The sequence below is a fragment of the Paenibacillus sp. FSL M7-0802 genome, from assembly GCF_038004945.1.
GTDB lineage: Bacteria > Bacillota > Bacilli > Paenibacillales > Paenibacillaceae > Paenibacillus > Paenibacillus polymyxa_B.
The window spans coordinates 3,135,649-3,160,780 of the sequence record NZ_JBBOSD010000001.1; the positions used below are offsets into that span (position 1 = coordinate 3,135,649).

A 25,132-nucleotide genomic window follows, 5' to 3' on the forward strand; every position below is an offset into this window, starting at 1 on the left:
AGCTAGAGCTTACGGAATGAACATTCCTTCACGCGAAACCGCGTCAACGGATTAGCTTGCGGACCTACTCGCTTAGTCAACCAGTCGTACTAGCGTTCTTCCTTGCGAGCGGGCTGCAAGGATGTCTTCGAGCGCGCTTGGCAGGTCAGCCAATCCGACTTCGCGCTCAACGAGCTGCTCCAGCCGCTCCGGCTTCCATTCGCTGCCGAGTCGCTTCCAGATCGCTACGCGGGTGTCGTATGGGCAGAAGACAGAGTCTATGCCCAGCAGACTTACGCCCCGCAAAATAAACGGCAGCACCGTCGTAGGCAGCTTGGTGCCTGCCGTCAGGCCACTCACGGCTACAGAGCCATTGTAGGCGATTTGGCTGAGCAGCGAAGCGAGCGGCTTTCCGCCTACAGGATCAACAGCCGCTTGCCAAAGCTGCTTGCTCAGCGGGCGGATGCTCTCCGCACCGTCGTAGACCTCCTCGCGGGAAATGACCTCGGCTGCTCCGAGCGCCTTGAGGTAATCGTGAGCATCAGCCTTGCCACTGCTGGCTACGACATGATAGCCTCTCTTGTTCAGCAGGGCAATGGCTGCCCCGCCTACGCCGCCCGTCGCTCCGGTGACGAGTACCTTGCCCTGCTCCGGAGTAACGCCGTTTTGCTCCAGCCGATATAACGACAGGGCTGCGGTGAATCCAGCTGTCCCGAATATCATCGCCTCTCTCGGCGTGAGTCCGTCTGGAAGTGGAACCACCCAGTCCGCAGGCACACGTGCATATTGGCTGAATCCCCCGAATTGAGACACACCCAGCCCGTATCCGGTAACGAGCACCGCTTGTCCTTCGCTAAAGCGGCTATCCTCCGAAGAGACGACGGTTCCCGAGCAATCTATGCCTGGTACGAACGGATAGGATTTGACAATATTTCCATCCTTGTGGGCAGCAAGCCCATCTTTATAATTGATGCTGGAATAAGCGACACGAATCAATACTTCTCCAGCAGGTAAACTGCTAGCTTCCAGAGAACGTACCTCTGCTTGAACTTCACCGTCCTGCGTCTGATCGACGACAAGAGCTTGAAATGATTGAGTCATCTGTAAAAGCCTCCTTTATTACCTTTTAACCCTATGAATGTCCTATATATTCCATCTTTAATTCACAAATTATGCTTAGGAAGCATACAACAATCTTCACAACCTGTCAGCGGCAATGCTCACAGGCTCGTATTCTATTATACTCTTTAGCTCATAATTACGTCGAAAAGACCAGATTCCTGGTATATTCTTGCAATATTCTGTTTCAATAAAGTTCGATAATCAATTATAAAGAGAGTGATAAATGAATTCTTACGCATTTTGCAAATCATTTTACGTAAACGGGATGTATTTTCAGAATGACTGTGCTAACATACCTTTTGATCGTTAAATAAATCTATGAAGAAAGGTGAATGAATGACAACCAGAGCACTAAAAAAAGGTTCGGTATTGTCCGAAGCTAAGGAACTGAATTTGTTCCGTTTAACATGGCCTATTTTCCTTGAATTGTTTCTGTTTATGCTAATGGGGAGCGTCGACACGTTCATGATCAGTTCTGTATCTGATAATGCAGTGTCGGGTGTGGGCGCGTCCAATCAAATTATTTCAATTGCCATCCTTGTACTGGAGGTTATCGGCAACGGCGCTGCTATCGTCGTAGCTCAATATATCGGTTCTAAGAAACTAGTCGAAGCGGCCCAGGTTACAGGTACGGCCATTACGTTGAATTTGATGGTAGGTCTTTTACTTAGCGTAATTTTTCTTGTATTTGGTACGCACATGTTGCAATGGCTGAATGTCCAGGGTGAGATTCTGGCTTACGCGGAGTCGTATATGAGCATCGTCGGGGGTGCCATTTTTCTTCAAGCATTGATTAATGCGCTGGCCGCGACCATTCGTACACATGGTTTTACCAAAGAAACGATGTATGTATCGGTTTTTATGAACGTGATCCACGTGGTCGGCAACTATGTTTTGATTTTTGGGCATTGGGGAATGCCTGCACTTGGAGTAGAGGGTGCTGCTATTTCTACAGTAGGTAGCCGCTTTATTTGTCTCTTGATCTTCTTCTGGCTGATGTACCGGGTCACTGAGGTTCGTGTCGAGTGGAAATATTACGTCCAACTGTCCAAAAAGTTCATCTCTAAAATATTGCGCATTGGTGTACCATCCGCGCTGGAGTCCATTATGTATCAGTCGTGTCAGCTCATCTTCACACTGTACGTGACTTATCTGGGCGCAGAAGCAATGGCGACACGTCAATATGCGAATAATATTTCAAGCTATATTTACTTGTTCAGTATGGCAGTCGGTATGGGTACGGCTATTGTGGTAGGAAGGCTCGTGGGAGCCAGACAGAAGGATACTGCCTATAAACGTGTACTGACCAGTGTGAAATGGGCGTTGCTCGTGACCGTGATTATTGATGCGGTGGTCATCTTTTTCCGTGTTCCCTTGCTTGGTTTGTTCACGGAAAATCCTGAAATTATTCGTTTGGGAGCACAGGTCATTTTACTTAGCATTCTGCTAGAAACTGGTCGGACAACGAATATCGTCATTATTAACTCGTTGCGTGCTGCTGGAGATGCGAAGTTCCCGGTCTTTATGGGCCTGATCTCCATGGTCTGCATGAGCTTGCCGCTTGGTTATCTGCTTGTGTTCAAGCTGGACATGGGGCTCGCCGGAGTGTGGCTGGCGATTGCTGCTGATGAATGGACTCGTGCTGTCATCATGTATGCCCGCTGGAAAAGCCGGTTATGGGAAAAACATGCGCTGGTCGAGCACGATACACCAGATCAGTCTGCAACGCCCGTTCCAGCACACTGATCCGAGCAGTATTTATGGTTACGTGGAGGCAGTTCAAGAGAACATCTTGAGCTGCCTCTTTTTGCTGCTGGAGAACCATACTTCTACACGGTGGCACGATAGGCAACTTTGAAGTTCGACTTATATCATAATGGCATTCATAAATAGAAGTATGGTAAATTTACTAAAAAAAAGATATACTTTTGTTGCACTAACGCAGTACATGAAAGACAAGGAGTGTACCGATGAAGAAGCCGACGATTGAAGATGTTGCCCAGAAGGCAGGAGTGTCTAAAAGCACTGTCTCGCAATTTCTGAACAAACGATATAAATATATGAGCGACCAGACCAGAGACCGGATTGCCGAGGTTATTCAAGAGCTGAACTATCAGCCTAACGGGCTGGCCCGCAGCTTGAAGCAAAACCGGACGTTTATGGTCGGGGTCATTGTAGCCAACATTGACTATACCCTTTCGATCCAGTCCATCCGTGCGATTGAGGAGGAATTGCAGCGTTTTGGCATTCAGGTGATCATTTGCAACGCCGATGAAAACCCGGACAAGGAGGGCCAATATATTGAGATGCTCAAGGCTCGGCAGGTGGACGGCCTGATCATCTTCCCGACAGGCAAGCATGCAGATATTTACAACCAGCTCATTCGTGAAAAGTATCCGTTAGTGTTTTTGGACCGTTTGGTAGACGGGGTGAATACGCGCAGCCTGCTGCTGGATAACGAAATGGCGATTAAGCTGGCGATTCAGGAACTTGTGGCTCACAAACATGAGCGAATTGCGCTGATTACTTTGCCGCTTGGCTTGAATCGGATTACTCCACGGGTGGAGCGGCTCAGCGGATACAAAAAGGCGCTGGAGGAGCATGGCTTGCCATTTCGAGAAGAGTATATGCGCAGTGTGCCGAGAGAAGAAATCCAGCAGACACTGAAGGAGTTGTTCCAGCTGCCAGAGCCACCGACTGCGCTGTTGGCCGGGAATGATATTGTGCTAGCAGAAGCGCTGAAATATGTGAATGCCCGCCGTATACGCATTCCGGTGGAGTTGTCTATTATCGGGATTGACGATGCGGAGTTTGCCCATATTTACAATCCGCCGATTACGACTATTACGCAACCGATTGCGGATATGGGGAAGCAAGCGGCAAAGACGCTGCTGTCCAGCATTGAGGAGGGCGGCGAATCGGTTCCGATTATCTACCGATTTGTACCGGATATTAATCGGGGAGAATCCGTCAAAACGCTGTAGACGAGCAATGTGTCATATATTATAAAAATAGCCCGTATTCCTTTGTACGATCTGAGTATGCGTATGCTGCTCAGATCGTACAAACGCGAATACGGGCTATTAAAAGTTAAGGCCGACTTCTTTCGGCCTTGTTGAGCTTGCGCTAATAGCGGTGAAGGCTATGCGGGGAATAAAACCGGATTAATTCGTGCTGGCGCTGAGCAAAAAGGATTCCAGCTCGGCTCGTGTCGGATAGCCGTCCATATCTCCAGCTGACATGACAGCCAGTGCGCCAAGGGCATTACCGCGTTTGACGGCCTCTGCCAGGGGCAAGCCCTCCAGTAGCGCGCTGATAACACCTGCGGCAAATCCGTCACCCGCGCCTACGGTATCAACAACATGCTCTACGCGAAAGCGTTTGACGTATCCCTCAGCATCTGCGGATTTGTAATATGCACCTTCGGTTCCCAACTTGATGATGACCAGCGAGGTACCTCGGTCAAGATAGAAGGAAGCGATATCCTCCGGTGAGGTGTAGCCTGTCAATATTTTACCTTCATGAATGCCGGGTAGAAGCCAGTCGCACCCCTCAGATGCTTCGTTAATCGCCTCCACCATCGTTTGCGTGTCAGGCCATAACTTGGGTCTGAGGTTCGGATCAAAGGATACGGTTTTGCCAGCCTTTTTCATAAATTGCCGCGCATGTCGTGCGAAATCACGGCACTCAGGGGAGAGGGCGACAGAAATACCTGTAAAATGCAGATGGCGAGCTCCGGAAAAGTAAGCCTCGTTAAAATCAGCGATGCTTAGTGTGGAGGCGGCGGAATGTTTGCGAAAGTATTCCACCTCTGGGTCCCCACTTGTAACTTTGGATTTAATCAGCATGCCGGTAGAGTGGTCTTTGGTAAACATGACGTTCTGGGTGTCGATCCCTTCTTGACGTAGCGCACTGGCAATGAACTTGCCGAACGCATCCTCGCCGAGTTTGGTCACGAGTCCCGCCCGTAGACCTAAACGCGCCAAACCGGCTGAAACATTCGTCTCTGCCCCGGCCAACGCTTTGGTGAATGAACGCACCTCATCCAGAGAGCCTGCTTCATTGGCATAAAACATGGCCATCGGTTCTCCGAAGGTAACAGCATCCAATGTTGCGGTCATTTGTATTCCTCCTTATGTTTAGTAAACTTAATCTGTAAGCGCATGCACCAACTGAATAAATTGAAATTATCACATAAATCGGTTTTTCACAATGATGAAGTTGATATATTTGCTAAAAACTTTTTGGGTAATATAGATAAAAAAAATCGATTTTGTTTATCAAAATGTGAAAATCGTGTAAAACTTCGTGTGTATTAAGGGTTTTTCTAGGATTAGTGAAGTTTTGGGTTGACACCCTCTTAGATAATTATTACAATTCTAGCTAAGAAGTAGAGTTAGAAACCGCTTTTATAACAATTCCGTTGATAAAAAAGTTTATCTAAACAGGAGGAATGTTTTTATGGAAATGCGTTATTCAACTCATCCCGAACATGCCAAGCATTTTACGACTGAAGAGTTGCGTCAGCACTATCTGATCCAGGAACTGTTTGTACCTGAGGAGGTAAAGCTGGTCTATACGCATGAAGATCGTGTCATTATCGGGGGCATTTATCCCGTGAATAAATCTGTTGCACTGGAAGGTAACGATCAAATCAAAGCGGAAACTTTCCTGGAGCGCCGCGAACTGGGTATTTTTAATGTCGGGGGCAGCGGTACGGTCAAGGTGGACGGTGAAACTTACGAGCTGGCCACAAAAGACTGTCTCTACGTAGGTAAAGGTGGCAAGGAGTTGATCTTTGAAAGCGATTCCAGTGAAAAGCCTGCGAAATTTTATATCGTTTCAGCTTTGGCTCATACCACGTATCCGACGACAAAGCAGTCTTTTGCCGATGTACCGTCTGAAAGTCTGGGTTCGCAGGAAACAGCCAACAACCGTACGTTGCGTCGCTTTATCCATGATGAAGGCATTCAAAGTTGCCAATTGGTTATGGGGATGACGACGTTGGAGAACGGCAGTGTGTGGAACTCCATGCCGACACATGTTCATGACCGTCGTATGGAAGTGTATTTCTACTTTGAACTGGATGAGAATGCGAGAATGTTCCACCTGATGGGTGAACCGAACGAAACGCGCCATCTGGTGATGAAGAATGATGAAGCCGTTATTTCTCCACCTTGGTCTATCCACTGCGGTGCGGCTACGGGCAGCTATACCTTCATTTGGGGCATGGCCGGTGAAAATAAAACATACAAAGACATGGATCAGGTTGCCATGAGCGAGTTGCGTTAATCCGATCAGTGTGTTGGAGCGTAGACCTGCAAGCGGCTGAGGGTACATGATCATCCCATTCGTGGAAAGGATCAGGAACATGACGAAAAAGAAAGTTTTGGAACATATCACTTCAGTAGGTGTCGTCGCAGTCATTCGGGGAAACACGGCGGAGGAAGCATATCTCATGTCTAAAGCCTGCATTGAAGGCGGCTTGGATAATATTGAGCTTACATTTACGACGCCGGATGCGGATCAGGTCATTCGAAGATTGAGAGACGAATTTAAAGATCGGGCAGTGATTGGTGCAGGAACAGTATTGGAGTCACTGACGGCGAGAATTGCTATTCTGGCCGGAGCAGAGTTTGTTGTGAGTCCTTCTTTTGAAGAAGAAACAGCGAAGCTATGCAATTTGTACGCGATTCCTTATATGCCCGGCTGTATGACGCTGAATGAGATTAAGGAAGCCATGAAATTGGGTAGCGATGTCGTGAAGTTGTTCCCAGGAAGTGCAATGGGAGCGGACTTTGTTAAGGCCGTCAGAGGTCCAATGCCTCATGTACAGATTATGCCAACCGGTGGCGTTGATCTGGACAATATGGAAACCTGGCTGCGTAATGGATGTGTAGCCGTGGGAATTGGGGGTAATTTGACGGCTCCAGCCAAGGAAGGTCGCTACGACTTGATCACAGAAAATGCAGCACGTTATGTAGCTAAATATAAGGAAGTACGCGCAGCGCTGTAGGCTTCAGGAAATATAGGTTTTTATACTAATTTGTGATGGAGGCGTAGGCATGGGTCTGGACAATTTTTCATTGGATTTTTTCAGTCTAAAAGGTAAAACGGCGATTGTAACAGGAGGCAACAGTGGTTTGGGTCAAGGGTATTCCGTAGCTTTGGCCAAAGCGGGTGCAGACCTGTTCATTGTAGCTAACAATGATGATTATGAAGAAACAAGACGTCTGCTCGAACCTACAGGTGTGAAGGTTGTCTTTCATGAGGCGGATCTGACGCAAAAAGAATCCATTAAAAAAATTGTAGAAGAATGCGTCAATGAATTCGGTAAAATTGATATCCTTGTAAACAATGCAGGTACGATTCGTCGCGCCCCTCTGCTGGAGTATAAAGATGAGGATTGGGACGCTGTCATGGAGATCAACCTCAATGCCGTATATCATCTGAGCCAGGAAGTGGCAAAGGTAATGGTAGAGCAAAAAAGCGGGAAGATTATCAATGTCGCTTCTATGCTTGCTTTTCAGGGTGGCAAATTCGTTCCGCCGTATACAGCGAGCAAGCATGCGGTAGCTGGTTTGACCAAGGCATTTGCGAACGAGCTGGCGGTTCATAACGTTCAGATTAATGCGATTGCGCCGGGGTATATTGCTACGGCAAACACGGCTCCAATCCGTGCGGATGAAAGTCGCAATCAAGAAATCTTGTCGCGTATTCCTGCGGGTCGTTGGGGCGATCCGTCTGATTTGATGGGAGTTGTGGTTTTCCTCGCCAGTCAGGGTTCCGACTACATGAACGGTCATATCTTGGCGGTGGACGGCGGCTGGTTGGTACGTTAAGCAGCGCTGGTCGCATCGAAGTTTATGAACTGAAAGCTGCCTCCAAAGGAAACTATCCTTTCAGGCAGCTTTTATTTTTTCAATGAAGCTATATGGTGAACTTGAAGACTTGGGGCGCTGTGTCGATCCGTCCTATGCATATGGCACGAATGCCTTTATAATTTAATGAGATAAAAATTGCTAGGCTCCAGCCGTACACTTGGTTGGAGCCTTTGAGCATAATACAGATGGATTGGAGAATGGAGAGATGAGTTCACAGCAACACCAACGAGCTTTGGTATACAAATCTTTGTGGCATGCCGGTCCTTGGGTGCTTGCCGTAGGGATCATTCTGGTAGGTGCCAATCTGCGCGCCTCGATTACCTCGGTAGGACCTCTTATCGGTTTGATTAAGGATTCTTTGCATATTTCGAATACACTGAGTGGCCTATTAACGACATTGCCGCTGCTGGCTTTTGCCATGTTGTCGCCTTTTGTAGCCAAACTGTCGCGCCGCTTCGGGTCGTCTCTTGTTATTTTTGCAGCCTTGCTGTTGTTGACCGCAGGTATTGTGGTGCGCTCAACGCTGGGGGTGACCGCATTATTTGTCGGGACCGCCATGCTGGGACTGGCTATTGCCGTGTGTAATGTGTTACTGCCCAGTCTGATCAAAGAGGAGTTTCCTCGCAACAGCGGACTAATGACCGGCGTATACTCAGTATCCATGAATGTGGTCGCAGCAACCGCATCTGGCCTGAGTATACCGCTGGCTATAAATGGAGGTATGGGCTGGCGAGGTGCTTTGGGAATATGGGGGATTGTGGGTGTCGTAGGTATTTTACTCTGGGTGCCCCAGCTCCTTAAGGCACGCAAAACAGCCAATAAAGCGGCAGTGTCTGCCCGAACCGTGAATGTATATACATCGTCTTTGGCTTGGAAGGTGACGCTGTTTATGGGGCTGCAATCTGCTCTGTTCTATGTTCCTGCCGCCTGGTTTCCAGAAATGATGAGCGGACAGGGAATGGATTCAGAGACTGCGGGATGGATGCTGTCTGTGCTGCAGTTTTCGCAAATGCCATTTACCTTTATTGTGCCTATTTGGGCGGCACGGGTGAAGGATCAGCGGGTATTGGTTCTGATTATGGCTGCGCTGTATTTTATCGGTCTGGGTGGATTTCTGCTTGGAGCTACACAGTGGAGTGTGATTTGGGTCATTTGTATCGGTATAGCGGGTGGTTTTGCTTTCCCGTTAGTGATGATGTTCTTTAATTTGCGGACGCGGACACCGCAGCAGGCAGCAGAGCTGTCTGGTATGGCGCAATCCTTTGGTTATTTGCTAGCAGCGACCGGGCCGACACTGTTCGGTTATTTGCATGATGCAACACAAGGCTGGACAATTCCGCTGCTGCTGCTCTTGTGCCTGAGTGTTCTGCTTATGTTTATAGGGCTAGGTGCAGCCAAGAAACGATATGTCGGAGGCGAGGTGGATGATCAGACTGCAATTTGATGCAGACGGTTACAGTGTGATCTGTAGTGCAGGTCGTGTTATGTTGTTGGCTAAAGAGTTTGCGCTGTTGCGCTTTCTGTACGATAACCGGAATCAGGTGTTCACCCGGGAACAACTGCTGGATCGTGTGTGGCCGCTGGAGTATCCGGTGGAGCGTACGGTGGATGATCATATCTACAGATTGCGCAAAAAACTTAAATCATGGGATGTGCTCCGTATTCATACGGTTAGAGGGTATGGCTACAGCTTGACCTTGACTGACGTGCAGCCACAGAATCATCCGTCCTTGCTCGATCAGGAGGTGCAGGACGCCGTACATGGACTATTCCGGAAATACCAGCTATTGGGGCAGGGGAATTCCATTGTAGCGCTGGCTGCCCAGCAGGAGCAGATGGGTTTTGAATTGTCTGTCTTTTATCAAATGTATACCCGTTTTGTACAGGCGGATGTTTCCTGGTTCTTGGAGCGGGAGGACTTTACACGCGCAGACCGACTGTATTGGATGCTGCTGCTATATATGTGCACAGCAGGGGTGACGGATGAGGGGCTTGCTCTATGTGAGTGTGCGCTTTCCAGCAGGCTGCTGTCCAGTGATCAGGAACGGGAATTACGCATTCTCAACATCCTGGAGGCTTATGTGGAAAATGGAAAACCTGAACGCGCACAGGAAGGTCTACCACTGACCTTGATGGTCATGGAGCGGGATGATCTCGATAAATTTGTGATGCCTGTTGCACTGATGGAGATGTACATGCATCTGGCTTCCAATCATATGGAAAAGGCTGCGGAACTGTCTGATCGTCTGGAAGGCATGCTGTCGGAAGCTCCGTATTTGCGCGAACTGGGCCGTTATCGCATGATGCGCGGACTTATGCTTTTACGTACTGGAGATGTGGGCAACGCCGAGCGGCTCATGGATGAAGGGCTGGGCACCCTTGATATGGCTAAACAGGAATTGCTAAAAATCAAAGCGATCTGCCAAATCCGCAGTTTTTTGAAGCTTTGCGGCTCCTATCCCATGCTGGAAGAGAAATATGCGGCTCAATATGATCGGCTTGACCGGGATAACAGTTTAACACTGCATCGTCCAGCGCTAAGGCGCTGGTTGGAACAAACACTTTCTGTCGTCTGATGTTTTTAGCTGTCTGATTTTCCTCTGATATAGACCCGCTAGAATGTTCTTATTGCTAAAGAAGCTGAAAATGAGAGCAGGGTGAGTAGATAATGAAGGAAAAGAAAGAACTGCAATCCACGCCTAGCATTTGGCGCAATGGCCGTTTTCGGCGGATGTTTGCAGCGCACACGGCTGCTTCCTTTGGCGATTGGTTTGATGCTATCGCCATTCAGGTGCTTGTTGCCTATCGCTGGGAAGCCGACCCTATGATGATTGCACTGATTCCGGTAGTGATGGCCCTACCGGGTCTGCTGCTGGGTTCCATCGCGGGCACGTTAGCCGACCGGGTACACAAGGCCAGGCTGATGATCGTCTGCGATGCAGCTATTGCCTTATTGACGCTGGCCATCCTCGCCGTCCCGGGCCCGGCGTGGCTGCTGCCTTTGCTTGGTCTGCGCGCGGCGGCTGGCGTATTCCAAATGCCTTCACAGCAAGGCTTGACCCGCACGGTAGTCACCAGCGACGACCTATTTCGGGCAACCTCGCTGAATGGGTTGGTCAATCAGGCCTCCAAAGTGGCAGGGCCATTACTGGGCGCTATGACCTTGACTGTGTTGTCCCCCCAGGCATGCATTATTCTCAATGCATTGCTGCGTCTCTGTTCCGGCCTGCTGCTGTGGCCGCTGCGCGGAATCGGTCCGGCGCTGGTCAGCGCAGACCAACAAGCTGTTGCAGCCGAGAAGCAAGGAAAGTCGGCTGCGCATACAGCGCCTGAGGCTGATGAAGCTAAAATGCGGGAGGAGCATGTCCGCGCATCTCGTTTTTTCAACCAATGGCGTGAGGGCTGGGCGTTCTTATGGCGCAGTCGAATGCTTTTGCATACGCTCATATTCGGACTTTTCGGCTTAATCGCCATTCTCATGATCGACTACCAGTTCCCTACATTGCTGCGAGTGCTCGCTCCAGGTAATGAATCGCTGCTTGGCTGGCTGGTTTCAGCCATTGGGGCTGGCGCCGTCGGCTGCATGCTTGTGCTTAATCGCTTGAATCGCATAAGCGCAGGCTGGGGGCTCGGTGGTGGATATGTGCTGGTTGGCGGAGCTATTGCTGCTTTAGGCTGGGCGCAACCTGGAACTGGATTGCCTGTACTGCTTATGATCGGGGCTGTGCTGGGCGTGGGCAACGGCCTGTACATTATCACCCAGAACTATATATTACAAGCCAAAACCCCTGCTGATATGGTAGGACGCGTCTTTGGTATCCAAAGTACCGTGATTGGAGCAATCATGGTCGTTTCACCGCTTGCCGGAGGAGTATTGATCCGAATAGCAGGGGCGGGCACGGCTTTTGTCTGGATCGGAATGACTGTTGGAATCCTGGGTTTGACGGGACTGTTGCTTCAATCTGTAATTTGGCGCGAGTCCCTCGCCGATTCTAGCCTGACTACGGAGCAAAATGCAGACCTTGCGTAGTCGATCTTGCGCAATAATTTGCTTTGATTTTCGTCATTTATATTTTTAGCATGGGAGAGATCATGATGACTCAACAAACTTCATCCTCAGAGCCTGTGGCACGGTTACTTGAAGGATCACGGGTATACTTGCGTCCCGTTAACGTAGAGGACACCGAGCTATACTATAATACATTGTTCGATCAGGATGTGCGGCGGCTGACAGGCACACAACGCAGCTTTACCAAGGATCAAATTGCCCGTTATATTGAAGCTAAAGGACAGGATGCCTCAAGCCTGCTGCTGTTGATTGCGCTTCGCGAAGGTGATCGTGTCATTGGGGATATTGCCTTGCAGGATATGGACAGCCTGAACCGCAGTGCCAACATCCGTATTGCGATCAATGAGCAGGGAAATCAGGGGAAAGGCTACGGCACCGAAGCGCTTGTACTCATGCTGGGTTACGGATTCGGTATCTGTAATCTGCATCGGATTGAGCTGAATGTATTTGATTTTAATGAACGCGCCATTCGTTGCTATGAAAAAGTAGGCTTTCAGCGCGAAGGTGTGCAGCGGGATGCTTTATTCTATAATTATGAATACCATGATTCGATTCTGATGAGTATGCTGGACCACGAATACCGCGACCACTATGTGAAAAAAGCAGAAAATTGATTCAATACGTTTACACGGGTTTACAGAAGAGATATAATTAAAGGATAAAGTTGCTTGTTTGCGCAAGTATGACCGACAACATCAAATGAATATATGAATTACCGGAGGAGCCTGTCACCAAGGCTCCTTTATGTCTTTTTTAGGGGAACCTGTGCTGTATCTCGGGTTCCCCTTTTTATTTTGCGAGTTGTCCGTTAAGGTCAGACACATATTTTGCACGTTTGTTTAGCATTTTATGATTCAGGATTTTGCAAAATTCGATTCCAGTCGCTCCGAAGTGCAATATATAGACGAACTAAACCATTTCGATCTATATCTTGTTCATTGGAAGTCGCTTATGGGATTTTTGCAAAATCCTCGATTATCAGTTTTCTTCAATATCGTGAATTATGCGCAAATAAGTTCAAGGATTAAACCAAAGGAGGTTATCAGCCTATGCAATTTATATTGTATCTACTGCTGATTCTGTTGTTCACAAAAGTCGCGGGTCATTTGTCTGTCAAGCTCGGTCAACCAGCGGTGTTGGGAAAGCTGATCGCAGGAATTGTCCTGGGTCCAGCCGTATTGGGATGGGTTCAGAATGATTCGCTGATTCATAATATGTCTGAAATCGGCGTGCTGCTGCTGATGTTCATTGCTGGACTGGAGACGGACCTGGATCAACTTCGACGTAACTGGAAGCCTGCGGTAGCTGTGGCGGTTGGAGGTATTATTTTACCGCTAATTTGCGGTTTTGGTGTAGGGGAAGCCTTTGGATTCTCGGTGCATGAAGGCTGGTTTCTAGGAATTATTCTGAGTGCTACCTCTGTAAGCATTACGGTACAGGTACTCAAGGATATGAATAAGCTGAATACCCGGGAAGGCTCGACCATTTTGGGTGCAGCAGTGCTGGATGATGTGCTTGTCGTGGTGCTACTAGCGGTAGTAATGAGTATATTCGGTATGGGTGGAGAAACTTCGCTGGGACTTCTTGTTGGCAAAAAGCTAGTTTTCTTCGTAGTAGCTATTCTGGGTGGCTGGTTCGTTGTTCCGTGGATTATGAAAATACTTGCTCCACTCAAGGTGACTGAAGCAGTCATCACGACTGCGTTGATTATTTGCTTTGGGTTTGCGTATTTTGCGGATATGTTGGGGATGGCAGGTATTATCGGGGCTTTTGCGGCCGGGATTGCCATTGCACAAACCAGCTTTAAGCACGTCGTAGAAGAAAAGGTGGAGCCCATCGCTTATTCCATCTTTGTTCCTGTATTTTTTGTCAGCATCGGATTAAATGTTTCCTTTGAGGGAGTAGGGCAGCAGCTCGGATTTGTTGTTGTTTTGACACTGATTGCGCTGGTGACAAAGCTAATCGGGGGAGGTCTCGGGGCGCGGCTGACGGGCTTCGATAACCGTTCTGCCCTTGCGATCGGCTCCGGGATGATATCTCGCGGCGAGGTCGCACTTATTATTGCAGCTACCGGTCTACAGACGGGTCTGTTGGCACAGCAATATTTTACATCGGTGATCATTGCCATCATTCTGACGACCTTGGCTTCGCCTCCGATTCTCAAGCTGTGTTTTAGCAATAAAAGGGAGACTTCCGCTCACGATATAGAAAAGAAGGTCAGCACTGACAAGTCATAACGAGAGTATCAACAGGTCATAACAAAAAGACCCTTCGGGTTCAGCTTCTCATAGCGTGCATGGAAAGTCTGATTTAGAGTAAAGCGGACTTTCCATGCAGCATAAGAAAATGGGCGAAGGGTCTCTTTTATGCTATAAACGCTGCAAGAATAGAAAAATTAAGACTCGGACACCACTGTGAAACGTTGGTTTAGATGTTGCGGTTTTTCGATTTCGTCCACTACGGCAACTGCATAATCTTCATAGCTGACATAGCTTGCACCTTTGGAATTAACCAACAGCGTTTCTTTTCCCACTTGGTAAGAGCCTGTACGTTTACCCAGAGCAAATTCCGCAGAAGGACTAATGAAAGTCCAGTTCAGATCGCTAGTACCACGCAGAATTTCCAGGTTTTTTCCTTGGTTATTTGCTGTTGGATATACGAAATCAGGGAAGCCAGGAGCATCTTTTACCAAAAGTGTTTGGGATTCGTCAGTGAACAAGCTGCCTGCACCACCTACGACAATTAGGCGAGTACCGGATACATTACGCAGGGCTTCAATCAGTACGTTACCTGCATCGACATGCAGATGCTCTTGTCCGAGTGGAGCGGCAAAAGCATTAACGACTACGTCAAAACCTTTCAGATCATCTGTTTTCAGATCAAAAACGTCTTTTTGTACTACAGTAGCACGGCTTTCCGTTACTTTAGCCAAGTCACGGACGATGGCGGTTACTTCATGTCCTCTGTCTAATGCTTCTTTTACGATATTACTTCCTGCTTTACCGGTTGCACCAATAACTGCAATTTTCATAATAGATAGCCTCCTATAAATATGATTTGGATGATTCATCAGTTTGATCGTAAATGTACCTGGTACATTTAAGAACTTTAACATGTAACTATTATAGTTACAATATAAAATAAAAGTCAAGCTCTTCTGTTGGGCAAACTAAAGTCCTCCGATTGGAAAGAGAGGAACTCGTTTAAATATATAAGGTGAAACTGAATGAGCAAACTTAAGCCATATTGGATATATGTAGAGCACAGATAAGAAAGGAAGAGTGAAACGATATGAGTAAAAAAGTACAGCTTGAACCCGCAGCGCAGAAATTTGCAGACGACAATGCCAAGCCTCCGTTTCTATATGATTTGGGTCCTGAAAAAGGACGTGAAACGGTCAATGAGGTTCAATCCGGTCCAGCAGACAAACCCGCCGCAGATGTAGAAGATCTGTCTATTCCAGGTGGGCCTGGCGGTGAGGTGAAGGTCAGAATTGTTCGTCCACAACAGGTGACAAGCGATCTCCCGGTCATTGTATATATTCATGGAGCAGGCTGGGTATTCGGTAATGCCCATACGCATGATCGTCTGATTCGTGAATTGGCAGTCGGCTCACAGGCAGCAGTTGTATTCCCGGAATACAGCTTGTCACCTGAAGCTAAATATCCGACGGCAATTGAGGAAATTTACGCGGTCGTTCAATGGGTGGCGCAGCATGGGCGCGAGCATGGATTGAAGCCCGATACGCTGACGATAGCCGGAGACAGTGTCGGCGGTAACATGACCGCGGCCATAACGCTGCTGGCCAAAGAACGCAGTGGTCCTTCCATCCTGCAGCAGTTGTTATTTTATCCGGTGACGGACGCTTCCTTTGACACGGAATCATACCAGGAGTTCGCCACAGGATATTTCCTGAGCCGCGAAGGAATGCAATGGTTTTGGGATCAATATACGACGGATCCCAACGAACGAGCGCAGATCACGGCGTCCCCGTTACGTGCCACCACAGAACAGCTCAAAGGGCTACCACGTGCGCTGGTCATTACAGGCGAGGCCGATGTGCTGCGCGATGAAGGTGAGGCCTATGCGAACAAGCTGCGTGAAGCAGGGGTAGATGTAACCGCTGCACGCTTTCAGGGCATCATCCACGACTTTGTGATGCTGAACCCATTGTCGGAAACAGCAGCCAAGCGCGGTGCGATCATGCTCGCTACCTCATGGCTGCGCCGAGGGTTTGAAGGCTAGTACACTATAGAGCATTTTAAGGGTGCCGTCGTGTGATTTGATCCAGTTTTTTGAACGATTAGGCTGTCTTCTTCCTGCTGACATCTATTGCAGGGAAGGCAGCCTTTATACATATCTGCAATGAAACCGCTTCACCTTCGTCGAACAGAGTGATAATATAAAATTTGAACGAGTTTGACCGACATTCAGCTTTAAGGGGGATATCCATGCCATTTCAGGGACAACGCATTTTACCTGCAGCTAAGCATATGAAGCAGCTGGAGGGTATTTTGGACAGCTCTTATGAGTATGCGGTTTTTCTGGATACGCATGTAGCGCAGCTGCGCAACCTGTACCAGATGGCTAGGAGTCGCAGCAAGCAAATGCTTCTGCATGCCGACCTGGTGCAAGGCTTGAAGAATGACGAGTATGCGGCTGAATATTTGTGTCAGGAAATTAAGCCGTTTGGGATTATTTCGACCCGATCCGGGGTGATTGCAACTGCTAAAAAGAAAGGGATTCTTGCTGTACAGCGGGTGTTCCTGCTCGATACGATTGCGCTGGAAAAAAGCTACGCGCTGGTGGAAAAAACACGACCTGATTATATTGAGGTGCTGCCCGGTGTTGTTCCACCTATGATTAAGGAAGTCAGCGAACGCACGGGCATTCCCATTTTGGCGGGCGGACTTATTCGCACCCCAGAGGATGTGGAAGCGGCGTTGGCTGCGGGAGCTACAGCAGTTACAACCTCCAATAAACAACTGTTCGAGCATTATAGGCAATAGATTAGATTTGATCATATGTATTTTGCATAAATTCAAAAAAACTCATTTTGTATCTTGGGTATTTCTGCAAGATGTTTGTTTAGTCCTATCACGAGGTTGATCTAAATCAGTAGAATTCTGATTTTCAAGATTTTGGTCGAGGACTTAAGCAGTCCCGTATATAAAGAAGTTATTTGGTGGGAGGCCACCTAGGAACATGATCATGCTCTGGTGACCTCGTACAGTCTTTTCATTGCTGAATGGTAATGGGTTAAAGCATGCTGACATTAAGAGTACCCTTGTTGTTGGAGGCAACTCCATGATTGAGTCTGTAGTGACTCGATGTGAAATTCATTGGAGCGTAAAGTATAGACATATTACACTTCTTGTACAATTAAATCACACCAGTGTAGAACCGCCATCCACGACAATGGTCTGTCCGGTGGAATATTTTCCACGCATTAAATAAAGATAAGCCTCAGCTGCGTCTTCGGGTTCTCCCGCTCGGCCAGCAGGGAGGTCTTTTCCGGCAGTTTCATACATCGCGTTTAGGTCTTCCTCAGGAATACTGTCCCACATCTCAGTACGTATTAGCCCTAAACTAACGGTGTTGACACGAAGAGGACTGAGTTCAACAGCCAGCGCCCTGGCTAGAGATTCAACAGCACTACATACGCTGGCTGCGACCGTCAAACCCTTCTGAGGTCGGACTCCGGCAATGCCAGAAGTTAAAATGATGGAACCGTTCTGTTTGATGTTCTCACTTCCGTATTTTGCGGCCATAAACGCTCCCCAGTACCGCAGGTTAAAGGATCGCCGTGCAGTCTCCACGTCAATTGAGCTGAGATTTTTGATTAGTAATGAATCGCCTGCCGAGAAAACCAAGTGGTCTAATTCACCAATTTGGCTGAAAAATGTTTGAACCTGCTCCTCGCTAGATAGATCAACCACATGTCCTTCCGAACCTTGGGGGAGGCGCAAGATCGCATTGTGAACCTTCTCTTTTCGACTGGATACTACGACTACGGACGCTCCTTCCCGTGCAGCGGCTTCGGCTGTCGCAAATCCAACTCCAGAAGTTCCTCCGAAGAGAATAATGCGTTGGCCTCTCAAAGTACTGCTACGATCGTTCTGTTCTGGTTTCACCCTAAATCCTCTCTTCTTCGATTATTTGTTATGGAACGGAAGTACAACCTATTCAGCCTTGACTGCCGATTCCTCCTACACTGTAGGCGACAAATCGATTATAATCAGTTTTGTAAACGCCCAAATAGGTCTGTATTTGTAGTACTGTTCTGAATGCTAATTGTACGGATACTGTTATAAATTCTATCAGGATATAGAGGTGTATCATTGTTATGAATTCTGAAAGAAGACGAAAAGAACTAGCTGATTTTCTTCGGACTCGTCGCACACGTCTATCCCCGCATGATGTGGGATTTCGGGTTGAGACCTCACGTCGTCGTACGCCTGGTCTGAGGCGAGAAGAAGTGGCAAGTCTATCAGGCATTTCCTTACCATGGTACACCGCATTGGAGCAGGGGCGGGATATTCAAGTGTCGGAACAAGTACTGGAGAGTTTGGTGCGAACACTTCGACTCAGTAATGACGAACGCAACCATCTATTCGTATTGGCTAACCATTCTGTACTTCCAAACGTAACAGAAGATGAATCCATTTCTCCAGCCCTTCAACAGGTTCTCGACAAGCTGGGAACATACCCTGCCTATGTCATCGACAGGCGATGGAACCTTTTTGCTTGGAACAAAATGACAAGTATATTGTGTGGAGACTTTAACCAAATAGCAGAAATTGAAAGAAATATTCTTTGGCGCATCTTTATGATGAAGGATAACAAAGCTCGCATAGTTAATTGGGAAGACGTCGCCACCATGCTGTTGGCCCATTTCAGAAGCCGATACGCCTTACACATGAATGATTCGTGGTATCAGGATTTAGTTAACATGTTAAGTGACAGAAGCGAGGAGTTTAGAGAGTGGTGGGGACGCCATGATGTTTCCAGAAACTCGGAAGGGGAAAAAGTGATACATCATCCTCAAGCAGGACTATTGACATTTCGTTACAATACTTTTACAGTCTCTGAAAGTGGTGAGTTCGTGATGGGGATATATACGCCAATCGAAAACACAGGAACTAATGAGCTGTTAGAAGATTTATTACAGGGATCTCTTTGAGGACGATAGAAAGTCAGGTCATTTCGCTAACGGGAAACGTTAGTTCAATACAAGCAGCGGCAGTCTAAGACTTTATTTTCTTGTCTTAGCTCGCCGCTTTTTCATTATTGGGCCAAGGATTTTTAGAATAAGTCTGGATAAGCCTAAAAAGTGGGCATCATAACATTATAAGCAAGGAGATCGGGAAGTGATGGAGCAATACATTCTTGCCTTGGATCAGGGCACAACCAGTTCGCGGGCCATCTTGTTTGATCGGCAGGGAAAAGTGGTATACAAGGCACAACGGGAGTTCCCACAGTATTTTCCCCAGCCGGGGTGGGTAGAGCAAAACGCAAATGAAATATGGAGCTCTATTTTGGCCGTCATCGCCTCCTGCCTGTCGGAATCAGGTGTGAAAGCCAGCCAAATTGCCGGGATTGGTATTACGAATCAACGGGAAACCGTAGTGGTGTGGGATAAACATACAGGTCTGCCTGTATATCATGCGTTGGTATGGCAGTCACGGCAAACAGCCGGGATTTGCGAGGAATTGAAAAGTCGTGGATTTGATCGTATTTTTCATAGCAAAACGGGACTACTCATTGATCCCTACTTTTCTGGCACCAAGGTCAAATGGATACTCGACAACGTCGAAGGAGCACGAGCTCAAGCGGAGCGCGGGGATTTGCTGTTTGGTACGATTGATACCTGGCTAATCTGGAGATTGTCCGGTGGTAAAGCACATGTAACGGACTACTCCAATGCGGCCCGCACACTCATGTACAACATATATGAGCTAAAATGGGATGAGGAGCTGCTGGATATTCTCGGCGTTCCTGCGTCTATGCTACCAGAGGTGAAATCATCTTCTGAGATATATGCTCATACGGTGGATTATCACTTTTTTGGGCAGGAAATCCCTATTGCCGGAGCGGCGGGCGATCAGCAAGCAGCTCTGTTCGGTCAGGGATGCTTTGACAAGGGCATGATTAAAAATACATACGGTACGGGATGCTTTATGCTGATGAATACCGGAGATGAACCCTGTGACTCGGAACATGGACTGATTACGACCATTGCATGGGGGCTGAATGGTCAGGTAAAGTATGCGCTGGAGGGCAGCATTTTTGTAGCTGGGTCTGCTATTCAGTGGTTGCGTGACGGGCTGCGCATGTTCCGCGAGGCCACAGATAGTGAAGCGTATGCGGCGCGTGTGACCTCGACGGAAGGGGTATATTTTGTCCCAGCCTTTGTGGGTTTGGGCAGCCCGTATTGGGACAGTGACGTGCGCGGCGCGACATTTGGTTTGACGCGGGGAACGACCAAGGAGCACTTTATACGAGCGGTACTGGAATCGCTGGCCTACCAGACTAAAGATGTCCTAACTGCCATGGCGAGCGATTCGGGTGTACCTGTGCGTTCATTGCGTGTAGATGGAGGCGCAGTGATGAACGAGTTCCTGATGCAGTTCCAGAGCGATATTCTCGATCTGCCTGTAGAACGACCTGCTGTGAACGAGACAACTGCACTCGGTGCGGCGTATTTAGCGGGACTGGCAGTTGGGTTTTGGAGCAGTCTGGATGAAGTCCGGGGATATGCTCAGAGTGATCATACCTTTACTCCGTCCATGAGTGAGGACATGCGGACTGAGCTTTATGGTGGTTGGAAAAAGGCAGTTCATGCCGCAATGGCGTTCAAGTAGAGACGGTTTTGCGATAGAAGGCAGCCATCTGGCAACAGGCAGATTTCCCTTTTCATAGCGTACCGTGTGTGCTACGATATAGATAAGTTAATACTCGTCAGGAGACTTGGAGAGACCATGAACCGCTCGGCATCCGCCGCAGCGATGTTCGTGGTCTTTTTTTGTACCTTATGATGATTCGGTTGGCAGATTGCATCGTGAATATATACAAAGCTGGAGGGATAAATGATGGGAGAACAGGGATTTGCTGCGCAGGAGAGAACCGCTGTTTTGGAACGTATGGGACATGAGCATTTGGATATTTTAATCATTGGCGGCGGCATTACAGGGGCGGGTATTGCGCTGGATGCGGCGGATCGTGGTTTGAAGACAGCATTGGTGGAGATGCAGGATTTCGCAGCGGGTACGTCCAGTCGCTCGACCAAGCTAGTGCATGGTGGTCTTCGTTATTTGAAGCAGTTTGAAGTTAAGATGGTAGCCGAGGTCGGGAAGGAGCGGGCAATCGTATTCGAAAATGGTCCACATGTGACCATACCCGAGCGTATGCTACTTCCTTTTCACAAGGGCGGCACGTTTAACGCATTCACCACCTCTGTCGGGCTGCTGGTATATGATTTCCTTGCTGGTGTTAAGCGTAGTGAGCGCCGCCGCATGCTGGACATCCAAGCTACACTAGAGCGCGAGCCTTTGCTGAAGCGTGATGGACTGAAGGGAAGCGGCAGCTATGTAGAGTACCGCACAGATGACGCTCGCCTGACGATTGAGGTCATGAAGGAAGCTGTTACACGAGGGGCGCTGGCGGTGAACTATGCCAAGGCTGACAAGCTGCTGTATGACGAAGGACGAATAAGCGGTGCAAGCGTAACGGACCGGGTAACGGGAAAACCATACGAAATTCAAGCTTCGCTGGTTATTAATGCAGCCGGACCATGGGTAGACACGTTACGGGAAATGGATCGCTCCAAAGAGGGCAAGGTGCTTCGCCTGACGAAAGGTATTCACCTGGTGTTCGATGCTGAGCGCTTTCCGCTCAAACAGGCAGTGTACTTCGATACACCGGATGGACGCATGGTATTTGCCATCCCACGTGATGGAAAAACCTATGCAGGTACGACCGACACGGTGTATGAGGGGGATACGGCGCATCCCCGGATGACCGCCGAAGATCGGGCCTATGTGCTTCAAGCGATCAACGGAATGTTTCCGGATGTAAAGCTGACTGTTACGGATGTAGAATCCAGTTGGGCAGGGGTACGGCCGCTCATTTATGAAGACGGTAAAAGCCCTTCGGAAATTTCACGCAAGGACGAAATTTGGGAATCCCGTTCAGGTCTGATCACGATTGCAGGCGGCAAGCTGACGGGCTACCGGAAAATGTCCGAACTCGTCGTGGATCGTGCGGTACAGGAGCTGGGGCGCTTGCATGGGCAGAGCTTCCGGGCATGCCGCACCAGACATATCCCGATTTCGGGTGGCAGCGTAGGAGGCTCAGCGGGCTGGGACGCGTACGTAGGTAAGCAAACCGCAGCAGGTGTTGCGCTCGGCCTGTCGCCGGATATAGCTAGAGCATGGGCTACCCGCTATGGCTCCAACACAGAGCGATTGTTTGCCATAGCGGCACAGAGCATGAAGGAGGCTACCGAGAAGGAAGCGGCGCTGCCTGTGGAAGTGCGTGCCCCGCTCCTGTATGCGATGGAACAGGAAATGACAGTGACACCGTCTGATTTTTTTATACGCCGAACTGGGGCTCTGTTCTTCCAGATTGACGAGGTGAAGCGCTGGAAACAGCCCGCCATTGCATGGATGTCCGAACATGCAGGCTGGAGCGCCGCGCAAGAACGACAATATACGGCTGAGCTGGATGCTTACCTGTATGAAGCTGTAACGCCTGTAGAGGTAGAGGTGAAACCCGGTGACGTTAAAGCTATTTGAGGCCGCGAGGGATATATATCCTTGAGCCATCCATTGCTTTGAGACATGGACTGAAAGCAAAGAAGCAGCGATTCTTCATAACAAGAGAATCGCTGCTTCTTTGTATACAGATGGCTTACAGCATCAAGTGGAACAGGAACGGGGCAGCCGCCAAGGTAAAGAGAGCGGCGAGCACCATCGAGATGCTGGATATCGTCCCCGTCAGCGAACTGAACTCGAATGCTTTGGAAGTGCCTGTACCATGAGCACCGGTACCGAGCAGCACCCCACGTGAGACTTCATTTTCGATACGGAACAGTTTTACAATCATCGGACCGATAATAAGACCGCTCAATCCGGTCAGAATAACGAATACAGCCGTGACCGTCGGATTGCCGCCAATCGTTTGCGATACATTCATCGCAATGGGCGTCGTAATGGAGCGAGGAATCAGGCTGCTCAGCAGCGAAGAATTCAGGTGCATCCACTTAGCAAGCGCCATGGAGGACAACACGGCTACAACAGACCCAGACAGCACGCTAAGCACGATTTGGGTCGCGTGTTTTTTTAACACAGGGAAATATCGGTACAAAGGGACAGCAAATGCAATCGTAGCTGGCTGTAGCAGCATGGACAGCAAGTGAGCGCCCGAATTATAAGAACGGTAGTTCACACCCGTCAGCGTCAAAATCAAAATGATAACAATAGGTGTAATGAGCAATGGAGACAAATACACCTTGGGTAGTGTGCGGTACATGCGTTTGGCCATCCAGTAAATAGCGAGTGTCAATACAATACATAGAAGACCGGTCATGATGATTTATGCTCCTTTCGTTTACCAAGCAGACTAGCGACCATACCTGTGCAGGCCATCACCAGAAAGGTGCCGAGCAACACGACCAGCATAATGCTCATACCATCGTGTTCCAGCATCGGCCAATAATTCATAACGCCGACAGCGGAGGGGATAAAGAATAATAGCAGCTCGGCCAGCAACCAATTTGCACCAACTTCAATCCAGCTTAGCCGGACCAAGCCGGTTTGCAGCAGAATAAAAAGGATCAGCATACCAATGATACTACCGGGTACAGGCAGGTGGAGCCAAGAGACTACCGCGTTCAGGATGAGCGAAAAGGCCATCAGGACGGCGATCTGGAGGACACCGCGTATGAAGCTTTTCATATATAATGGCTCCTATCTTTGAGATCGGTTATTTTCAAACTGTAATGAAATTTTACATCACAAGCTTTCATGAGTAAAATGCATATAAAGAATGTAATCTATTCCGTTTGTCTATGGGAGAAGGTGTAGCTTTGGATATCCGACATTTACAATACTTTTTGGAAGTCGCGCGGTTGCGTAGCTTTACAAAGGCAGCCCAGAGCATGTTTATTACCCAGCCGACGATCAGTAAGACGATTAAAAGTCTGGAAGATGAATTGGGGGTCGCTTTGTTCGACCGAATTGGCAAAAGAATCGAACTGACGGACGCGGGAAAGGTAATTGAGCTTCAAGCACAAGCGATTGTAAAGTCCTTTCAAAGCCTGTCCTCGGAGCTGAGTGATTTGATGAACCTGAAAAAGGGACATATCCGTATTGGCCTGCCCCCTATGGTCGGATCAAGCTTTTTTCCGCGTGTCATTGGAGAATTCCATAAGGCATATCCTGATGTGACCATTCAATTATTTGAGGACGGGGCGAAGAAAGTGGAACAGGACGTAGAAGCCGGGGCATTGGATATCGGGGTGATTGTGCTGCCTGCGGTTGGAGATATGTTTGAGACATTTCTGTTTGTGGAGGAAAAGCTGAATTTGCTCGTTCATCCTACGCATGCATTGGCAGAGTGCAAGGAGGTACCGTTATCTGCGTTGGCGGAGGAGGCGTTTGTACTGTTCCGTGAGGATTTTACGCTGCATGACCGTATCATTGCGGAATGTGTTCGTGCTGGCTTTCAGCCGCGTGTAGTCTACGAAAGCTCACAATGGGATCTGATTAGCGAAATGGTTGCTGCAAACCTGGGAGTAGCGCTGTTGCCGGAGGCCATTTGCCGAGATCTGGATTCCGAGCGCTTGCGTGTTCTTCCATTGGTGGACCCCGTCATACCTTGGCATTTGGGGATGATCTGGCGGAACGATCGTTATCTGTCCTTTGCCGCCAGAGAATGGATATCGTTCACACAACAATTGTTGCGGACGGAATATGGCGGAAAATAGTCAGTCAACAAGAAGGTGAGTAAGATGCAGAGGTGCACCGAAGGAGGACGAATACTGCTTACATCATAAAAAAGCTGCCCTGAGGGGCAG

General features: G+C 48.6%; 22 protein-coding genes. 16 read left to right on the forward strand and 6 right to left on the reverse strand.

What is annotated here, in order from left to right; translation table 11 throughout:
• Positions 1-72: 72 nt before the first annotated feature.
• Positions 73-1,080: an acrylyl-CoA reductase family protein gene (locus MHB54_RS14570; protein ID WP_264454415.1), complete on the reverse strand. Its 1,008-nt coding sequence runs from the start codon at positions 1,078-1,080 to the stop codon at positions 73-75.
• Positions 1,081-1,437: 357 nt separating this feature from the next.
• Here MHB54_RS14570 and MHB54_RS14575 point away from each other — a divergent pair, with 357 nt between their 5' ends.
• Positions 1,438-2,847 (forward strand): MATE family efflux transporter, encoded by a 1,410-nt coding sequence (locus tag MHB54_RS14575; protein WP_023990870.1) that lies wholly within the window; start codon positions 1,438-1,440, stop codon positions 2,845-2,847.
• Positions 2,848-3,071: 224 nt separating this feature from the next.
• Positions 3,072-4,085, forward strand: coding sequence for a LacI family DNA-binding transcriptional regulator (locus MHB54_RS14580; RefSeq protein ID WP_023990869.1), 1,014 nt, complete (start codon positions 3,072-3,074; stop codon positions 4,083-4,085).
• 180 nt (positions 4,086-4,265) lie between these two features.
• Here MHB54_RS14580 and MHB54_RS14585 read toward each other — a convergent pair whose 3' ends face one another.
• Positions 4,266-5,222 carry a sugar kinase gene (locus tag MHB54_RS14585; protein ID WP_028540799.1) on the reverse strand — a complete coding sequence of 319 codons (957 nt, stop codon included), beginning with the start codon at positions 5,220-5,222 and terminating at the stop codon, positions 4,266-4,268.
• A 340-nt stretch (positions 5,223-5,562) separates the two neighbouring features.
• Between MHB54_RS14585 and kduI the strand changes: the two genes are divergently transcribed.
• From kduI to MHB54_RS14625, 8 genes are all read left to right on the forward strand, one after another.
• Positions 5,563-6,393 carry a 5-dehydro-4-deoxy-D-glucuronate isomerase gene (gene kduI, locus MHB54_RS14590; protein ID WP_023990866.1) on the forward strand — a complete coding sequence of 277 codons (831 nt, stop codon included), beginning with the start codon at positions 5,563-5,565 and terminating at the stop codon, positions 6,391-6,393.
• A 79-nt stretch (positions 6,394-6,472) separates the two neighbouring features.
• The gene (locus tag MHB54_RS14595) at positions 6,473-7,117 is read left to right on the forward strand and encodes a bifunctional 2-keto-4-hydroxyglutarate aldolase/2-keto-3-deoxy-6-phosphogluconate aldolase (RefSeq protein WP_025683172.1); all 645 of its coding nucleotides are present in this window, start codon (positions 6,473-6,475) and stop codon (positions 7,115-7,117) included.
• A 49-nt stretch (positions 7,118-7,166) separates the two neighbouring features.
• On the forward strand, positions 7,167-7,943 hold the full coding sequence (gene kduD / locus MHB54_RS14600) for a 2-dehydro-3-deoxy-D-gluconate 5-dehydrogenase KduD (RefSeq protein ID WP_028540798.1): 777 nt from the start codon (positions 7,167-7,169) through the stop codon (positions 7,941-7,943).
• Between the two features lie 247 nt (positions 7,944-8,190).
• Positions 8,191-9,429 (forward strand): CynX/NimT family MFS transporter, encoded by a 1,239-nt coding sequence (locus MHB54_RS14605; RefSeq protein WP_264454416.1) that lies wholly within the window; start codon positions 8,191-8,193, stop codon positions 9,427-9,429.
• Positions 9,410-10,561, forward strand: a complete 1,152-nt coding sequence (locus MHB54_RS14610) for a winged helix-turn-helix domain-containing protein (protein ID WP_028540797.1) — start codon at positions 9,410-9,412, stop codon at positions 10,559-10,561. The genes MHB54_RS14605 and MHB54_RS14610 overlap by 20 nt, the downstream gene beginning before the upstream one ends.
• Before the next feature lie 92 nt (positions 10,562-10,653).
• Positions 10,654-12,015 carry an MFS transporter gene (locus tag MHB54_RS14615; RefSeq protein WP_023990861.1) on the forward strand — a complete coding sequence of 454 codons (1,362 nt, stop codon included), beginning with the start codon at positions 10,654-10,656 and terminating at the stop codon, positions 12,013-12,015.
• A gap of 62 nt (positions 12,016-12,077) precedes the next feature.
• Complete coding sequence (locus tag MHB54_RS14620) at positions 12,078-12,668, forward strand: GNAT family N-acetyltransferase (protein WP_413630609.1); 591 nt, start codon at positions 12,078-12,080, stop codon at positions 12,666-12,668.
• A gap of 435 nt (positions 12,669-13,103) precedes the next feature.
• Complete coding sequence (locus MHB54_RS14625; RefSeq protein ID WP_264454417.1) at positions 13,104-14,291, forward strand: cation:proton antiporter; 1,188 nt, start codon at positions 13,104-13,106, stop codon at positions 14,289-14,291.
• A gap of 158 nt (positions 14,292-14,449) precedes the next feature.
• Here the strand turns inward: MHB54_RS14625 and MHB54_RS14630 are convergent, their stop codons facing one another.
• Positions 14,450-15,085 carry an NAD(P)-dependent oxidoreductase gene (locus tag MHB54_RS14630; RefSeq protein ID WP_028540794.1) on the reverse strand — a complete coding sequence of 212 codons (636 nt, stop codon included), beginning with the start codon at positions 15,083-15,085 and terminating at the stop codon, positions 14,450-14,452.
• A 260-nt stretch (positions 15,086-15,345) separates the two neighbouring features.
• Between MHB54_RS14630 and MHB54_RS14635 the strand changes: the two genes are divergently transcribed.
• Both MHB54_RS14635 and MHB54_RS14640 read left to right on the forward strand, forming a co-directional pair.
• A complete protein-coding gene (locus MHB54_RS14635; RefSeq protein ID WP_028540793.1) occupies positions 15,346-16,299 on the forward strand; it encodes an alpha/beta hydrolase in 954 nt (317 codons plus the stop codon).
• A gap of 206 nt (positions 16,300-16,505) precedes the next feature.
• The gene (locus MHB54_RS14640; RefSeq protein WP_028540792.1) at positions 16,506-17,063 is read left to right on the forward strand and encodes a glycerol-3-phosphate responsive antiterminator; all 558 of its coding nucleotides are present in this window, start codon (positions 16,506-16,508) and stop codon (positions 17,061-17,063) included.
• A 378-nt stretch (positions 17,064-17,441) separates the two neighbouring features.
• On the opposite strand, the gene MHB54_RS14645 is transcribed toward MHB54_RS14640, so the two are convergent.
• Positions 17,442-18,188: an SDR family oxidoreductase gene (locus tag MHB54_RS14645; RefSeq protein WP_264454418.1), complete on the reverse strand. Its 747-nt coding sequence runs from the start codon at positions 18,186-18,188 to the stop codon at positions 17,442-17,444.
• Between the two features lie 212 nt (positions 18,189-18,400).
• Here MHB54_RS14645 and MHB54_RS14650 point away from each other — a divergent pair, with 212 nt between their 5' ends.
• From MHB54_RS14650 to MHB54_RS14660, 3 genes are all read left to right on the forward strand, one after another.
• Positions 18,401-19,237, forward strand: a complete 837-nt coding sequence (locus tag MHB54_RS14650; RefSeq protein ID WP_028540790.1) for a helix-turn-helix transcriptional regulator — start codon at positions 18,401-18,403, stop codon at positions 19,235-19,237.
• Between the two features lie 190 nt (positions 19,238-19,427).
• The gene (gene glpK / locus MHB54_RS14655) at positions 19,428-20,918 is read left to right on the forward strand and encodes a glycerol kinase GlpK (RefSeq protein ID WP_068939037.1); all 1,491 of its coding nucleotides are present in this window, start codon (positions 19,428-19,430) and stop codon (positions 20,916-20,918) included.
• A 228-nt stretch (positions 20,919-21,146) separates the two neighbouring features.
• Complete coding sequence (locus MHB54_RS14660) at positions 21,147-22,850, forward strand: glycerol-3-phosphate dehydrogenase/oxidase (RefSeq protein ID WP_340982138.1); 1,704 nt, start codon at positions 21,147-21,149, stop codon at positions 22,848-22,850.
• 115 nt (positions 22,851-22,965) lie between these two features.
• On the opposite strand, the gene MHB54_RS14665 is transcribed toward MHB54_RS14660, so the two are convergent.
• Both MHB54_RS14665 and MHB54_RS14670 read right to left on the reverse strand, forming a co-directional pair.
• Complete coding sequence (locus tag MHB54_RS14665; protein ID WP_013312486.1) at positions 22,966-23,643, reverse strand: CidB/LrgB family autolysis modulator; 678 nt, start codon at positions 23,641-23,643, stop codon at positions 22,966-22,968.
• Positions 23,640-24,011, reverse strand: a complete 372-nt coding sequence (locus MHB54_RS14670) for a CidA/LrgA family protein (RefSeq protein ID WP_013312485.1) — start codon at positions 24,009-24,011, stop codon at positions 23,640-23,642. The genes MHB54_RS14665 and MHB54_RS14670 overlap by 4 nt, the downstream gene beginning before the upstream one ends.
• Before the next feature lie 131 nt (positions 24,012-24,142).
• On the opposite strand from MHB54_RS14670, the gene cidR reads away from it, so the two are divergent.
• Positions 24,143-25,042 (forward strand): cidABC operon transcriptional activator CidR, encoded by a 900-nt coding sequence (cidR, locus tag MHB54_RS14675; protein ID WP_023990853.1) that lies wholly within the window; start codon positions 24,143-24,145, stop codon positions 25,040-25,042.
• The last annotated feature ends 90 nt before the right edge of the window (positions 25,043-25,132 follow it).

What these genes read in the sequence shown, in the direction of transcription:
- MHB54_RS14635 (WP_028540793.1), top strand. Translation starts at nt 15,346, where the DNA reads ATGAGTAAAAAAGTACAGCTTGAACCCGCAGCGCAGAAATTTGCAGAC.
- MHB54_RS14585 (WP_028540799.1), bottom strand. Translation starts at nt 5,222, where the DNA reads ATGACCGCAACATTGGATGCTGTTACCTTCGGAGAACCGATGGCCATG.
- glpK (WP_068939037.1), top strand. Translation starts at nt 19,428, where the DNA reads ATGGAGCAATACATTCTTGCCTTGGATCAGGGCACAACCAGTTCGCGG.
- MHB54_RS14605 (WP_264454416.1), top strand. Translation starts at nt 8,191, where the DNA reads ATGAGTTCACAGCAACACCAACGAGCTTTGGTATACAAATCTTTGTGG.
- MHB54_RS14575 (WP_023990870.1), top strand. Translation starts at nt 1,438, where the DNA reads ATGACAACCAGAGCACTAAAAAAAGGTTCGGTATTGTCCGAAGCTAAG.
- MHB54_RS14620 (WP_413630609.1), top strand. Translation starts at nt 12,078, where the DNA reads ATGATGACTCAACAAACTTCATCCTCAGAGCCTGTGGCACGGTTACTT.
- MHB54_RS14580 (WP_023990869.1), top strand. Translation starts at nt 3,072, where the DNA reads ATGAAGAAGCCGACGATTGAAGATGTTGCCCAGAAGGCAGGAGTGTCT.
- MHB54_RS14660 (WP_340982138.1), top strand. Translation starts at nt 21,147, where the DNA reads ATGGGAGAACAGGGATTTGCTGCGCAGGAGAGAACCGCTGTTTTGGAA.
- MHB54_RS14615 (WP_023990861.1), top strand. Translation starts at nt 10,654, where the DNA reads ATGAAGGAAAAGAAAGAACTGCAATCCACGCCTAGCATTTGGCGCAAT.
- MHB54_RS14650 (WP_028540790.1), top strand. Translation starts at nt 18,401, where the DNA reads ATGAATTCTGAAAGAAGACGAAAAGAACTAGCTGATTTTCTTCGGACT.
- MHB54_RS14610 (WP_028540797.1), top strand. Translation starts at nt 9,410, where the DNA reads ATGATCAGACTGCAATTTGATGCAGACGGTTACAGTGTGATCTGTAGT.
- MHB54_RS14570 (WP_264454415.1), bottom strand. Translation starts at nt 1,080, where the DNA reads ATGACTCAATCATTTCAAGCTCTTGTCGTCGATCAGACGCAGGACGGT.
- MHB54_RS14625 (WP_264454417.1), top strand. Translation starts at nt 13,104, where the DNA reads ATGCAATTTATATTGTATCTACTGCTGATTCTGTTGTTCACAAAAGTC.
- MHB54_RS14630 (WP_028540794.1), bottom strand. Translation starts at nt 15,085, where the DNA reads ATGAAAATTGCAGTTATTGGTGCAACCGGTAAAGCAGGAAGTAATATC.
- MHB54_RS14595 (WP_025683172.1), top strand. Translation starts at nt 6,473, where the DNA reads ATGACGAAAAAGAAAGTTTTGGAACATATCACTTCAGTAGGTGTCGTC.
- MHB54_RS14670 (WP_013312485.1), bottom strand. Translation starts at nt 24,011, where the DNA reads ATGAAAAGCTTCATACGCGGTGTCCTCCAGATCGCCGTCCTGATGGCC.
- MHB54_RS14640 (WP_028540792.1), top strand. Translation starts at nt 16,506, where the DNA reads ATGCCATTTCAGGGACAACGCATTTTACCTGCAGCTAAGCATATGAAG.
- kduD (WP_028540798.1), top strand. Translation starts at nt 7,167, where the DNA reads ATGGGTCTGGACAATTTTTCATTGGATTTTTTCAGTCTAAAAGGTAAA.
- MHB54_RS14665 (WP_013312486.1), bottom strand. Translation starts at nt 23,643, where the DNA reads ATGACCGGTCTTCTATGTATTGTATTGACACTCGCTATTTACTGGATG.
- kduI (WP_023990866.1), top strand. Translation starts at nt 5,563, where the DNA reads ATGGAAATGCGTTATTCAACTCATCCCGAACATGCCAAGCATTTTACG.